The 15,719-nt window shown below is 43.2% G+C and carries 7 protein-coding genes; all 7 read right to left on the reverse strand.

Annotated features, from left to right (window positions below):
- Nucleotides 1–19: 19 nt before the first annotated feature.
- On the reverse strand, nt 20–3,376 hold the full coding sequence (locus tag AC1RM2_RS32235) for a TonB-dependent receptor (RefSeq protein ID WP_492989234.1): 3,357 nt from the start codon (nt 3,374–3,376) through the stop codon (nt 20–22).
- Nucleotides 3,377–3,608: 232 nt separating this feature from the next.
- On the reverse strand, nt 3,609–4,754 hold the full coding sequence (locus AC1RM2_RS32240; RefSeq protein WP_492989235.1) for a FecR family protein: 1,146 nt from the start codon (nt 4,752–4,754) through the stop codon (nt 3,609–3,611).
- A 338-nt stretch (nt 4,755–5,092) separates the two neighbouring features.
- The gene (locus AC1RM2_RS32245) at nt 5,093–5,662 is read right to left on the reverse strand and encodes an RNA polymerase sigma factor (protein ID WP_492989236.1); all 570 of its coding nucleotides are present in this window, start codon (nt 5,660–5,662) and stop codon (nt 5,093–5,095) included.
- Between the two features lie 825 nt (nt 5,663–6,487).
- On the reverse strand, nt 6,488–8,233 hold the full coding sequence (locus AC1RM2_RS32250; RefSeq protein ID WP_492989237.1) for a tail fiber domain-containing protein: 1,746 nt from the start codon (nt 8,231–8,233) through the stop codon (nt 6,488–6,490).
- Between the two features lie 292 nt (nt 8,234–8,525).
- Nucleotides 8,526–10,421: an NHL repeat-containing protein gene (locus tag AC1RM2_RS32255; protein ID WP_492989238.1), complete on the reverse strand. Its 1,896-nt coding sequence runs from the start codon at nt 10,419–10,421 to the stop codon at nt 8,526–8,528.
- Nucleotides 10,418–12,082, reverse strand: a complete 1,665-nt coding sequence (locus AC1RM2_RS32260) for a Kelch repeat-containing protein (RefSeq protein ID WP_492989239.1) — start codon at nt 12,080–12,082, stop codon at nt 10,418–10,420. Before AC1RM2_RS32260 ends, AC1RM2_RS32255 begins: the two co-directional genes overlap by 4 nt.
- Nucleotides 12,083–12,095: 13 nt before the next feature.
- On the reverse strand, nt 12,096–15,719 hold the full coding sequence (locus AC1RM2_RS32265) for a hypothetical protein (protein ID WP_492989240.1): 3,624 nt from the start codon (nt 15,717–15,719) through the stop codon (nt 12,096–12,098).

The following is a 15,719-nucleotide window of genomic DNA, read 5'->3' on the forward strand; positions in this document are numbered from 1 at the left end:
ATTTATCTTTTCAATAAGTTTAAAACTTCAATACCGCACCTACGTTAAATGTCTTGGAATTAGGATAAGAACCAAAATCAATGCTTTGGGTAACATCCGAGCCCGAACCCGCGTTGGTTGACTCCGGATCAAATCCTTTATATTTGGTTATGGTAAATAGGTTAGTTGCACCTATAAATAGCTTCAAGTCGACATTTTTGATGGTACCTTTTGGCAGGTGATAAGAAATATTTAAGTTCTTCAGCCTCACAAAATTTCCATTCTCCAAAAAACGGCTCGATTCAAAATAGTCTTTATTGGTAGAACTGAATGCCGGTATATTTGAAGTTTCATTGATACCCGGCTGGTACCTGTTTAAAACGCCTACATTAGTAGCTTGCTTGGCATCTGCATTAGCGGTTATAGAACTGGCATAAGAGTAATCCAGCTTGTTAAAGCCCAATAACGACTGTACAAATACATTTACCGAGAAATCACCATAAGTAAAAGTATTGTTCCAGCCGAGTGATTGTTTAGGCGTGCCGTTCCCAATAATCTGAAAATCACTACCGTTTATCGCATTGTCGCCGTTTAAATCCTGGTAGTGTGAATCCCCTGGCTTGTTGCCATATTTTGCAGCTTCGGTAGCTTCATTTGGTTTCCATGTCCCCAAATATTTCAGCCCCCAGTATGACCCAAGTGCATAACCAGGTTTAATAATAAATTCAGGTTGGGTAGATAGGCCTGCTCCCGCGTTTGGTACGCTTTTGTCTGAAAATACACTGGCTATTGTACCTAAGCTTTTAACCAGGTTTTTTTGAAACGTTATGTTAAACGAGCTGGACCAGGTAAACTTACCCGATTGTACGGGTGTGCCGCCAATGTTGAATTCGAGCCCGCTGTTTTTCATTTTTCCTACGTTACTAATGATGTTTCCACCTCCTGCATAAGCCGGCAACGGAAGGGATAAAAGTAAATCCCTGGTATTTTTAACATAGGCATCAGCTGTAAAGCTTAACCTGTTGTTAAACAACGACAGATCTAAGCCCAGATCTTCTGCCTGCGTGGTCTCCCATTTCAGGAAGGGATTGGCTGCGTTACCAAGTACTATTCCCGAAGAAACCGAGGTATTGTTGAAACTGTTGGCCGCCGAAAAGGCATCGCTGAGGTAGGTTGAAAGCGTGGCATAAGGATTAATAGCCTGGCTTCCCGTTAAGCCCCAACTGCCCCTGATTTTGAATGTATCAAAAAGGTCCAGTTTTTTGATAAAGGACTCTTCGGAGAGTTTCCAGCCCAAAGCAATTGATGGGAATGTACTTTCCTGGTTGGCGGGTTGAAATTTTGAAGAACCGTCTCTCCTGACCGAAACCGTTAGCAGATACTTGTCTTTAAATGCATAGTTTACCCGGCCCAAATAAGAGATTAAAGCCGACCCAGAATAGGCCGACCCCGCCGATTGTGTAGTGGATAAAGCAAGGTTATCGTAGCCCAGGTTAGCAAATGTAAGGTTGTTAGCATTTGCGCTAAACCCTGTTGATGTATATTTCTGCTGCTCAAATACCGCGGTTACATTTAGGCTATGCACGTTATTGAACAGGTGCGAATAGTTTAAAGTATTGGTATTTTGCAAATTAATCAATTCTGTAGATGTGCGGCTGGCGTTTGGAATATTATTGGTAATAGTTGGCCCGGAATAGTTTTTGCCTTGAATATTCTGATAATCTACACCAAAGCTTACGTCCAACGAAAGGTCCTTGAAAAAATGGTAATTTGCTCCTCCGTTTAAGGTTATATTGGAGTTGTCGACGATATTTTCTGCGTCATTTGCCAAAGCAACCGGATTACTACGAATAGAACCCAGCGGATCTACAATGGTATATGTTCCTGCAGCGGTCCTTACAGGCGTGGTTGGCGCCCATGCCAAAGCCTGGTTAACCGAGCCGCCTGTACCCTGGTTACCCGTATTCAGGGTTTCTCTTCTTATGGCCGAGATATTAAGCCGGGTACTTAATTTATCCGAAAATTGTGTATTGATATTGGATCTGAGGGCGTACCGCTTAAAGTTTGAATTAATAACAATACCATCCTGGTTAAGATAATCGCCCGAAATAAAGAATTGTGTTTTTGCATTGCCGCCCGAATAGCCTAACTTATATTCCTGTCCTGGCGCATTTCTGAAAACCAAATCCTGCCAATTAGTTCCTCCTGTGGTTTTAAAATTATCTATTTGTGCCTGGGTAAAGAAAGGAGATATATTAAGGGCCGCATTTCGGGCATTTACCGTTGTAGCAAAGTCGGCCGCGTTCATCAAATCCATTTTTTTAATAACCTTTGATGAATAAAAAACAGGCGTAAGGGTTATTTCCTGTTTTTGCGCGTTTCCTTTTTTAGTGGTTATCAAAACAACACCGTTTGCTCCCCTGCTACCATAAATTGCTGTGCTCGACGCGTCTTTCAAAACTTCAATATTAGCGATGTCATCAGGATTCAGGTTGTTAAAATCGCCCCCTATAAAACCATCAATAACGTAAAGCGGATTGTTATCCCCAAGTATAGAATTGGAACCCCGCACCCTGATTTTAACATCACCACCGGGTGCCCCCGAATTACTAACCACCTGCACACCTGCAACCCTGCCCTGTAAGGCCTGGTCAACCCGGGTAACCGGCTGGTCTTTAAAATCTTTGGATGACAGGCTGGATAAAGAACCGGTTACATCAGACTTCCGCTGGGTACCATAACCAACAACCACAACCTCGTTAAGCTTACCTAAAGTTTCGTGCAGGGTAATGGCAACAAATGGCTCTTTAGCCTTCGCCGTGAATACATAAGATTCATATCCTATAAAGGCAATCTCTATTTTATCCCCCGCGTTCGCCGTTATTGCAAATTCGCCATTGGCGTTGGCCCCCGTATGGGTATTGGCGGTTTTATTGGTAACTGTCGCGCCGCTTAATGGCCTGCCCAATGAATCTACAATCTTTCCGGAAACATCTATTTTTATTAAAACATTTGTTTTCAGTTGATTTTCCTGTAAAACCTCTTTCCGGGTTAACACAATATTGTTTTTAACGAACTTATAAGTTAAAGGCAGGTCTTTTAAACTCGCCTTCACTGCATCTTCTACTGATGCATCCTTTAGCTGAACCGTGATTTGCGTATTTGGCAAATCTTTAGTGTCATAAAAAAAAGTATAGCCACTTTGTTGTTCAATGACATGTAAAACCTTTTTTACTGAAGTGTTTTTTTCGTTCAGCGTTATTCTCTGTCCAAATCCTTTTGCACTGACCTGTGCAAGGGCTATGATGAGGATGAACGTTGTTAGTTTCATAATCAATAGCAATTTATGTGGCAGCCATAGGGACGGCACACCACGTTTTAAAGTATTTAATTTCATACTTTTGTAATGTTTGGGTTAATACGTAAAAAATAGACTCTAACTTGTTTTTATCTTTCCGCTATCCGGCGGATAGAAAGGGTTAACTCAAACTTGCCGGACGGTGGACCAACACTTTCCGGCTTATTTTTTTACCCCCCTGATTAATCATTCTTGTAAAGTTTCTTTCATTTTTTGTGGGTTTAATTGGTTTATTAATTGGTTTATCGGGTAGTAGTCTCTTATTAAGCCCTTATGGGGTAACAATAATTTTCTTATCCTCAAGCCTGAAGTTTATTCTTGTGAACTTTAAAATATCAAGTACCTCTGAAGCACTGATGTTTCGATGGATTTTTCCGGTAAATGTTCGCGCTGGAATTTTCCCTTCATATTCAATTTTTACTTCGTATGCTCTCGCCAACTGCCTCATAACTTCCCGCAGATCGGTCTGATCATAGCTAAATAACCCATTTTTCCAGGCAATGGCTTGTTCTACATCTGCACCACTGTTTATTTTAATATTGTTTGAATCAAATCTGATTTGGGCTTGCTGTCCTGGTACAAGCTGAGTAGCCTGATCAGCCTTACTTATTTTGATACTTCCCTCTAACAGTGTTGTTTTCATTTGCGCCTCATCATCGTATGCATTGATATTAAAGTGCGTACCCAGCACCTGAACGGTTTGGCCATGGGTAGTCACCGAGAACGGCTTAGCTTTATTATGGGCGACTTCAAAATACACTTCACCTGTAATTTCCACTTTTCTATCCTTGCCAGTGAACGCAACCGGATAAGTTATGGACGAAGCAGAGTTTAGCCATACTTTCGTACCATCAGATAACTGGAGTGAATATTGTCCGCCACCGGTGGTCATTGTGTTGTAAATAAGTGAATTATCGTTGGGGTTATTATGTTGATTTGCCGAATAAGTAATTATTCCGTTAGCGGCCTGACTAACCACCATATTTTTTTGTTGCGCCAACTGGCCGTTGTGCTTTGCGTCAAGTACTATTTGCCTGCCCCCCGAGAGTGTCAGGGTGGCTTTGTTACCTATTGGCGCAATATCATTGCGCTGAATATGTACTATTTGTTGGGGTTTAGGCTTATGCAATAACAGATAGCCCCCAAAAGATAGCGCTAAAGTGATGGATGCGGCTGCGACAATTCGTGGCCAAATATTTATTTTTCTAACAGGCTTTATTTCTGAATCTATAAAATCATCAATATTCAATTTCATTGATGATTTTAACCGGTCCTTTTGCTTTTCATCCAATAAAGCAATCACATCTACATCGGCCATAAAAAAGTTGTAATAGGCATGCAGGAAGTCTTCTTCTTCTTTGGTGGCATTGCCGTCAAGATAGTTAGTAAGAATTACTAAAAACAGCTCTTTTGTCATTGGTTTATTGATATTGGTATATACATGAGACATTAAGTGAGAAAAGTCCCACGCGAAAAAAAAATATTTTTTTTCCGTGTGGAGATTTCTTTTTAATGACACCGGTTTTTCAATTTATGAGGGTAAAGCAGGATATTAACAGAGTGTATTACAGTTTAAAAAACTTTCAACGACGGTTTTTTAAACTGATAACTTGAGTCATCAGACAGAATGGAAATTCTTAAATTAAGCTAATAGAACTAAGTCGTAAGTCAAAAAGATAAATTTATTCATTCCCGACTTAGAGCTTAAGGACTATCAGCTAAAGACAATCCGTCATTAAACGATTAACATCAATATTAACGGTGCGAAATGATAATAATGGCAATAGATGCCAGTGAACTTCTGAGCAGAGTTAAAGCTCTTGTAAGTTGATTTTGCACAGTTTTTCGGGAAATATTGAGTTGCTGGGCAATTTCAAGGGTCGACAAATCTTCGTGAAAACGCATTTCATATATTAATTTCTGAGCAGGTGCCATGGATTTGACCAGCAATTCATAGGATTTAACCAGTTCTTTTTGTAGTATCAGTGCATCAGCTTCGGAACTGAATGCCCTTGCCTCCAGAACTAAATCAGAAATACAAATAAACCGACTCTCTTTTTTCAGGAACCTGAATATATTGTTACGGACAGCGCTAAACAAATAGGCTTCAAGATTTTCGATAAGGTTCGTTTCTCGATGGGTCCATAGGTAGATAAACACTTCCTGGGTAATATCTTTGGCGACATCAGCATCGTTTAGTTTTTTAAATGCCTGAGAATATACAGTATCCCAATGTCTTTCATACAGTTCAGTAAACGCCGTTCTGTCGCTTCTTCTTACTAAAACGAGCAATTCCTGATCAGTATATCCATCATATCCGGACATTGGGCTTCTTTAAATTAGGGTTAAATTGGTTTTGAAATTAATGCTAAAACTATGCAATTGTAACGTGAATGTTATAATAACTTACACTTATTATGTACACTAATCAGATGTTCACTCAGCCTTTCCCCTTCATTGGCGATTCATACGCGTTGTTTGCTGACATTGACGTCTGTATCCTTGGTGGCGTCCATCCCTGCAAAGACATTAGCCATTTCGCCTGGGTGTTTCATAAACATGCGGGGAAAGCATAAACAGAGTTGCCGCCGCCGACATTCCCTGGGATCAGGATCAATTGCGGCTCGTCGCTGGCAATAGCTACCAGTACCATTTCCTGAAATTATACTCGACATACCTGAGAATATGCAAATTAGGCCTTAAAACCGAAAGCGTTAATGTTGCCGTCGACAACTGCTTGCTTAGATTCGAGATGCTTAGTTTATCTAAATAGGCTTTAAACATGGCTTGATATCAGAAATTGACCGTTAAAATACTCCAATATTTAATATTAATCAGTTCCAAACAGTCACGTCACAGATATTTCGCAGGATACAGGTTTAAATATCCTTAACATTTAAAGTAATGGCAATAATTATTAACGGTTTTCCCTAAAACAAGAAACATACAATCATTTGATTTTAAGTAGTTTAATCAATTTTGTCATCAAAACTCACACGGGTTCCAATCCTCCCTCTCCGCATTTATATATCAAACAATTAAAAAACGCCTTAAATGATGTTTTTAAGGCGTTTTTTGTTTTTAGGCGTAGTCAAAATATTTAATAAACCAAGCTTCGGGCGGCCTGTTAATTTATTTTGAAGGCCAAATTTATTTGGAGACAGATGCTGTTACCTGCGCGGCAGTTGCAGTTTTACTATCTTTTGTCTTCGGGATAAGCGCGGTAACCATTTGCGAAAGCTGCGCCACCTGTTTTTCAAGTGCCACTATTTGCTTTTGCTGTTCATCAATAGTTTTGGCCAGCTGTTGCGTGGCAGATACATTAAGCATGCTGATGGCATCGTAATCAATTGTTAGTACATCCGTTGCAGGGTGGCCGTAAACGAAGACACCCTTTTGCTGGTCGAGTGCAATGGCCGAGGTAACGGTGAAGCTTCTGTCGCTGTTGATTTTGATAACCGATACATTTGCATCGGCCAGGTGAGCAAACTTCAGTTCGATCTTATCCCCTGCTTTCAAATGTTGAGGATTAGCAACGGTAATGATGTAAAGGCTATCCTGCTGATGGGTTACCGACACCGCATTTTGAAACACATCGGGCAGGGTGTTGAAGCTGACGCCTACCGCTTGCGGGTAAACATGTTGTACTTGCTGGGCTATCACCTTTTTGTATGATCGGTTGTTATTAATGGTATCTATCATTTTATAATCTGACACTTGCACACGCAGCAACGTGGCCAGGTCCTCGCGCGAAGAACTTTTGTGAATATCCTTTTTGAGCCGGATATCGGAAAAATCGCTATTGTACGATCCTACAAAAGCATTCCGTGTCACAAAATCACCGCTGGCAAAAACACTGCAAGTTCCAAAGCCCCTACCGGCCATAATTCCATTATCGCCGTACCTGGTAAATTCTCTTCCGGAATATCCGGTACCGCTATTTCTTTCTCCCCTTACATCCAGCGGGAATTCCGGTTGATCGATACCAATGCCAACAAAACCGTTCCTGATGCGCATGGCCGGCGTTGCTCTATTATGATCGCTAAACCTAAAACCGCCATCCTTATTGCCGGTATTGGCGTTAGAATTTGAAAAATTAATGTAAGATGCCCCCGGCGAAGTTGTAACCTGCGATATTGACCGGTCCGGCCAATCCCAATATATCTTTCCGTCAATTTTAAGGTCATTTTTTATGCCTACAAGGCCATTACTGTTTATAAACATCCGCTCGGCATCGCGTGTAAAAAAAAGCACATTGCCATCACCCTTTACCTTAAAATTAAGGCTTCTGCCAGTCCCGGTTTGATACATGGTGTTTTTACTAAAACCCACCCCCTCCGAAGCATCCGTTGTCCTAAACTCTACTCCACGGTCTTGTTCCATATTCCCCGTTACGTATAGCACCAGGCCTGTAGGGTGGTCGCCTGTGCGTTTATCTGCCATAATATCAATCACGCCGCTTTGCCTGGCAATGCCTACTTTTAAAAAGGGAAAGTATGTGCCGTTTTTACTTGCAAAATTACCCACGTTAACGCCGTTAAACCCGCCAATGTTTAAGTGGTAGTCGGTTAATTGTGTATGCTCATTAACATAGTTAGCCTTTATAAATGAGCTATGGTCACCCTGGTCTTCGTTAAAATATAAAGCATTGCCCATTAAGCCCACATCGCCGTTTATGGCCAATTTTTGTTGGGCTCCGTTAGTACCTATACCAACATTGCCGGTGGGGCTAATATAAAGCGCCGGCATAATATCGCCGTTTGCTGCTTTTAAAACTTTTTTTACCGGCTGCTCTTGGCCTAACACTATTGTGCATTGCATCGCCATCAGTAAGGCGATCGGAAAAAATTTACGGTTTGCCGCGGGTTTCGCGGGCTTTGCGAAATATGAATTCATTTTCATATTAATTTATTTTTTAATAACTTATTTTAACTGCCATTGCGGCACCTTTTTCTACCTGGAAACCTTTGTGAAAACTGAACCTTTTATGCCATTCGGCCGAAGGTGGTTGGTAACTTTAGCATCCGGCCGAACAACGCCAGCGCGATAAGGGCAAACTTATATTCCATCACTGTGGCACGGTTGCACATGTTTGGTGAGTTTTCATCATTTTGGTTAAATTATTAGAACATGTTGTATACAGGCCTACAAAAATCACAAGGTAAAAACCGGGTTACAATCCGTAGGGTTAATTACCTGTTTTAACTTGTAAAACCGCACCTTTTGCCACCGTAAAATCATTATTAAAACGAACGCCATTACCCACTTTCCCAACTTTTATCAATACTTCGGCGTTTTTTGTAAGCGTTGCCTTACCCAAAAAGGTAATACCGTTTATCGCTTTTATATACTTGTAATTACTGAAGCTGAAATCGTCATGGATGGTGATATCGTTGCCGATAAAACTATTGTTGTTACGGTTTTGATCGCCCGTTACCAATTCATAATCACCGCTGTAGGATGCCGACTTTATGGCAATTATATTATTCCCGGTGGCGGTATAAAACGTAACATCGGCACCTATCAACAGGTTCTTTTCAAAATTCACGCCCAAATCAAAGCTGGTAAACGCATCGGCGTTTGCAGGTTTATAATAGAAAGCCGATTTGCCGGTGATGGTGTAATAAATGCCATTGCTTTGATCGGTAACTAACGACCGCACTTGCTGGCCATCATCCCCCGGTATCTTTAATACCGCTGTTAAAGCGCCTAAACCCGAATCGTACTTGTATAGCGTGTTTTGGTTGATGAAGTACATACCCGTTACTTTTAAGTGGTCGTCAATATATCCGGCAGGCATAGATACCGTGTTTTCTATTTTTCTCACAACCCCGGTTAATCCTGGGTTGAGTATATATAACCGGTCGGCCGCTCTGATTTTGTTTGTTAAATAAACATACCCGTTATCGTCCACCACGGGCGATGGCAGATAGTCCTCACTGGTAGCCCCATTAAGGTCTATATCAATACTGCCAAGTTGGAAACCCGTGGCAGTATTGTACGAGTATAATTTTACCGATGCCTGGTTTTGGATAAACACGTAGGCTATGGTACCGGCACGGTTTAATGCTACCGGGCTCTTTTTACCTGCCGGGTAAATATCCCACATCAATGCGTTTTTCGGGTACGGCGTATACGCGCTGATACTGTTATCGCAGGGCACATACAAACTACCGTCGGGCCCGATGGTTAGCGCGGTGGAAATGTTGCCGGCCGCGGGTTTGCCGCCGGAGTATTGGCCGGTTGCCAGGTCGGTAACGGCAAATTGATCAAGGGCGGCATGGTATAAGCGGCCAAAGGGGTCAATTACAGGCGCGCTATTATATTTACTGCCGCCAAGGGCCGGTGACACAACACCTGTTTTTAGTGTAGTAAGATCTACCGATACCACATCTGCATCGGTAACGGTGTAGATGTGGTCGCGGTACATAACCATGTTTTGCGGCAAATCTTTAAACCCTCCGATCTCCGTTTTTTTGAATAGCGTAGGTATCGCACCCTTAATAGAGACGGGGAGCTGTGAAAGGTGCTGATAATTGCCATACACGGAAGCCCAGTCGGTAATGGCGGCCTGTTTATCCTCACTTTCGTAGGTATAAGAAACGATAAGTCTGGGAGCATAACTCTGGTTGGTTTGATAAACGCCGGTAGACTTAAAAAAATTGGCAGTTTTTTTTATTGCGTGGTCGAGTTTTAGCTTCAGCACATAGCCGATATCACCCGGCCTTGGTAACCAGGCTTTACCTACTGTTAAAGTTATAACGCTACCGCGGCCTGTTTTTGATGGTTTTAGTGCATAGTTATCAATCTGGTTGTTATTTGCCGATAGTAAAATAAGCTGTGGCGCATCCGTTACGTCTTTCTCACAGGTTAACTGTAATTGGCAGGCCGTAATTTTACAATTGGCAGGCAGTGTGTTCAGGTTAAAAGTTAATCCAGTAGTAGTTGTTGTGGATGGATCTACATTACCGGCGGTAATTTCGGCCGGTATCACGGTTGTAATTTGTGCAGCAGCATAATTGCAGGTAAACACTGTAAGCGCCAATAAACAAAAGGTAACTTTATAAGTTAGATGGCTTTTCATTTTATACGTGGGTTAGAGGGTTGGTAAAGGAAATACTTGAGGCCCTCGCTTATCAGGGTGTCATTATCATAAACATTGTATAGCCAAATTGCTTCTTTAAATTCCACAGCCTGCAAACTTGAACAGTACTCTAATGCTGTATAATTTCCGGTGCCCATATTGCCGAGTTTAAGGCCCTCTACCAGCAAGGTTATATTTTGAAAAGCAGTTCCATCTTCGTAAAGGCCAAACAAGAAGGTACTACCCTTATACATCGCCATGGCACAGGTAACAATATTATAACGAAACATTGGTGATTCTGTCGAATCTTCAAAGTTTAGGCTCTTCCAACTTTTATCGTCCGATAGTATGGCGCTGCCTACTGCATCTTTCATACGCTGGTCGGCGTGGCTCGGCGATTGGGTATTACCGCCAAAAACCTGCAATTGCCCATTCCTGAAAACAGCCGTATGTAAGCACAGGGTGGTATCCATATTAAACTTATGTTTCCATCCGTCGAAGCCATTGAAGGTGAATATATCCTTACGTGTACCTTCATGGCCGTAGCCACCCAGCATGTAAATATCCCCAACCTGGTTGGGGCCGTTTTTTACCACTACAACCGCCTGCCCCATACGCTCGTCAAAACCCGTATCTGCTGTGCCTTGCCACTCCCCGGTGCTAAAATCCAGGTAATACACTTTATCGCTTTTCTCATTGGGGTCAAACCGGCTTCCGCCAATAAGATATATCCTGCTATTATAGTAAACACCACTGCTGCAAGCGGCGGCTACAGGTATATTTTCATTAAACTTTATCTGCGTATTTCGCCATGTAACGCCATCGTTTGTTTCCCATAGCCATACCTCGTTTTTGTTTTGGTTTTTCACCAACCCATACATGGTATTTTCGTCCTTTTTAACAAGGTTTAAAAGCAGGCCACCGGCAAACGGATCGGGTACGGGGTTAATGTCCGTGCGGACTCCCCCTAAAATGGTTATGTTTTTTTCTGCCGTGTACAGCGGTGATCCATCGGGCTTAGTTCCACTGGTTGCAACCAGCCTTACCGTCTTTTTTCCGGCGGTGGGTGTACCGTTTATAGATTTAAGGGAATGAACATCTATTTGCCTATCGGCATCCAGAATGTATAGTTTTTCGGCATCATAAACCTCCCATGATAAGGTATAGTCTTCGCTAACAAGCAAGGCAGCGCTGCTGGTAACAAACCGGCTAATTGTCGGCATTACGGCTTCGTCAACTAACTCAATAGCAAACTGGCCCGGCGAAGGTTTTGGTGTAAAGCCCCCGGCCTTGTATTCATATCCGCAGTCGGTTAAAAGCACTTTGTCGACAGCTTTAAACGAAATGGAGAATACAAAATTCACGTCGTTATATGGTGTTATGTTAATGGCTGCTTTGTTCGGAGTGCCATCTTTCTCTACATCAAAACTATCGGAGCTTTCTGGTTCTGTTACCGGCAATAGGGCATCCCATGCAGCGGCTGTCATGATACCCTTGTCGGTAACGCCGCCTGCCCCTACTACCGGAATAAACATTTTGATGGAGCTTGCCGTGCCGGTATTTACCTGAAAAAAAAGAGTTACATCCTGGTTTTTAATAAGGCTTACCGCGCTATCCCAGTTTTTCTTATCCGTCGAGATCTTAATTATAGGTTCAGTCATGTCAGCCGCCTTTTTATTTTGATTCGGGGGTTTTAGCTACCAACGTTAACCAGCCTTCGGTTGCCTGTATCTTTTTGTAGTTTAACGGGCTTGTGCCCTCTTCGGCAACCAGCGGGGGCTTGACTTTAAGCGCGGTAACGAAATCCCATGTAGCATCGTCGCTTTTAAGTAATGGTATTTTCACTTCATCTACAGGGGTAATTACAGGTGCAGCCAGGATACGGATATTTATCTTTTTTAAGGCTTTGGCGATGGTGTGCTGCGGCAATTCGTAATTACCCATAGGTAACAACCCGGTTGTAATGGTGACCATGGTGCGCGGATCCATCAGGATAGTTATTTTCTGCACAACATCTGTTAAAAATTTTTTGCCGGGGGTGTTTTTAAATTTCATTGGCACATCTTTTTCGCCTGCCGATACCATAAAGCGATTATACTCCTCGTTCAGAAAATACCCTACCAGACCATCAGTTTTGTTGGCGGCATTGCCAATGGTTACAGCGTAATCAATATCTGTAAACTTTGCGTTATTCAAGCCACCAAGCCACGATTGATCCTTAGCCGCAAGGCCCTTTAGCTCGATCTTGAACTGCGCGCTAACAATTGCCATTGGGAAACCGGTGGGCAAGGCCATGGTTAATTGCTGCCGCGAATATTTCGACTGAATCTTTTTTGTAACGGCACCTATCTGTTTGCACATCCCGTTAAAGTTATTAAGGTTAAACCCAATAAAATCCATTACATTTTGCAATACCTTATCAGTAACAGGCGGCTTGCCGGCAGGCGTTATAAGCCGCACCGTGTTACCGGCGTTGTTTTTTACAAAATATCCCGCTTCAACACCCGATGCCTCGTACACAACAATATGGTTATCCAGTTTATTGTAAAGCAGCCACCCGCAAACCGGGCTGGTGGCCGGGTCAGAATCCGTAACGCGTTTATCACCTTTGGTTACCGGAAAATCCTTAGCGCTAACCCAATCAAACCTTAAGCGGGCAGGCTGTACAATGCGTGGCTCCAGTTCAAATTTGTTAATATCGCCCCCCTGCCTTAAGCCGGGCGAATTTTCAAATACCCTTCGTTTTGCCCCCGACAGCCTACCCGGCGATAAAACGTTAAGCGCCTGGCCGAAGGAATCTATCACGCGCAGCATGGTAACACCCATAAGCCCGGCCCGCAGCGGCGTAAAGTCGTGGTTAACTATCAAAGGGCGCCACGAGTTTTGGTTGCCCATCAGGCTATAATCTTTGTCTACTTTTAATACCTCGCCTTCGCAATTCATAATGGGCAGCTGCACACCATGGTATCGCTGTATCAACTGTGTGGTGAATCCGCCAAGCGATTGCGCCATCGGTTTAAACTCGTTGAAAAGATCTTCTTTAAAAAGGCTGTTAATGGTGGCATTCAGGCTTTTTACCTTATCGGCAAATTGTGAAGAAAGCAAAGTGCGCCCGTAGTATGGCGTGCTGTTATCAGCACCTTTATAACTTTTTAACGATGCGCCGTATTTAAAATCGATACGGTGTTTTGCATCGCCAAATTTCCAGTTTTCTAATGCATTTACACCGGGAGCCTGTAGTTTTTGCCAGTTTACGCCCCACTCCAAATAAAGCGGGGTCCATGGTTGTTCCCACTCCGAAACAGCATTAACCGGTGGCAACCAGGCCGGCTGCACATTTGCACCATCGGCATGCTTATAGTACCCACCCCTGCCACTGTAGTTTAACAACATGTGTTTAATTGCATCTATTTCGAGCCCCCAGGTTGATGCCCGGCTTATTTCGGTTGCCATTAACGGGTTAAGCAGTAATGATTCGCTTATGAGGCCCTTTATTCCGGCAGGTATACTTTTTTGGTCCATCAGGGCAAACAACTCGGCAACCTTTTCCGGAAATATTGCCCCGGCGCCGATGCTGCGACCGTCCTCGATGTATAATTGATTGGCCAGCAGGTATGGTGTGCGGCATTTTAATTTTCCCTCGTCGTTTTGGGCACTTAAATTGGCAACGCTGCTTTTAAAATATCTTTGTGAGGGTTCCAGCCCGGTTATTACAACCGCAGGGTCTACAGGTTCGTAATACTGGGGCGCTGCTATTTTTTTTATCTCAAAGTTTATCATGCCGGCGTTCTGCATCTCAGTCTTCAGGCTGTCGTATTGATCTGCAATGCTGCCTTTATAATCCTCGGGCCATTCCAGGCGGCCTGCCTCAATTTTCTCCGGAGTTGCTACCACCCTCAGTAATTCGCCCATATTTACCATGAGCTTGTTTACCGCAGCAATTTTTTCGCCTACAGCGTTTTCCAAGCCCTTTACCATAGGGCCCCATCCCTCCGCAGGCATAAAGTCGCCCTGACCACTATCAACGGTATGGCTAAACACCAGCTTATATTTTAATGCGTAAAGTTCCGCCTGCTCTGCGGCAAGCGTATCGGCCACAGTGTTATACTTTTCCTGCAAACTGTTAAGCCGGTACAAGGCGGCTGATACATCATCAACAAAGGGTACCTGGCTTTTATCTATGGTTTCATTAGAAGTATCGCCCGCCTTTTTTTCGGGCGGCTGCACTACCCATTGCACGCCGGCGTCTACCGGTAAAAAGCTTTTAGCATGTACCTTTTTATTCAACAGATCTAACCCGTTACTTTCCAAACCGTTATCAACCAGCGATTTATATTGATAGGCCGCCAGTAATTTTTCGCGAATATTTGAACTGATAGGTATTGTTTCGCCGGGCAGCATACTGGCCAGTGCTTCTGAAACGGTATTACCGATGCCTATCTTTATCCCGCCCGAAGGGATGCGGTTTTGAGGCTTGCTTTTCCATTGAACGGTGTGCACCATGGCGTAGCAAACTGTGCCTTTTGGCAAATCTCCCCGTAGTGCCGTAAGATCTTCTAATGCCCAGGATAATTTTTTAAATTTAGCGGTAAGCGAGATCAGGTTTTTAACGTTACCCATCGGATCCTGGCTTTTATCGGCGTACCAGCCATAAACCTGGTAGCTAAATTCGCCACCGTCCATCAGTTGCCCGCCATCGCCAAGCATATCGTCATGAAAACCAAATACGCCCTTACAGCTCAGGTACGATGCGGCAAACTCGGGGTTACCGGGGGCCATTATGGTTAGCTTTTCTATAGCGGCGGGCGCATCCTCATTGGGCCAGCTTTTTAAGTCAAAGTCCGCACCCATCTTTATCGCCTTTAGGGTTTTATCCCCGGCGTTTTCTTTAATATAATTGTATTTGACAGTTGTACTGCTGTTTAGGTAATCGCTTTGTACCACCCATGACTTTAGCTCGCCATTTTTATTGGAACGGATAACCAACCACCTGTTGGGCACCGCCGGGAATTCAAACGTACCATCCTGGGCGTGCGTGCCCTTCCTTAATGCATCGGGCATAATCCAATGGAGATGGATGCCGGTTTTTAGCACCTTGCCTCCTTCGTTTTTGTTAGTACCTTCGGGTATACTTTTTTCCAGGTAATAACCAAGGGCGCCATTATTTTGATAACGGTTAACGCTAAGGTTTGCCAAATTAAGCGTGGTATCTTTCCATGAACTGGCATTACCATTAACTACCATCGCCTCCAGATGGATAGGCACAAGCAGGTTTAATGTAGTATCAACTGTAGCCAT

This window comes from Mucilaginibacter sp. GW822-FHT03E02 (assembly GCF_058801545.1).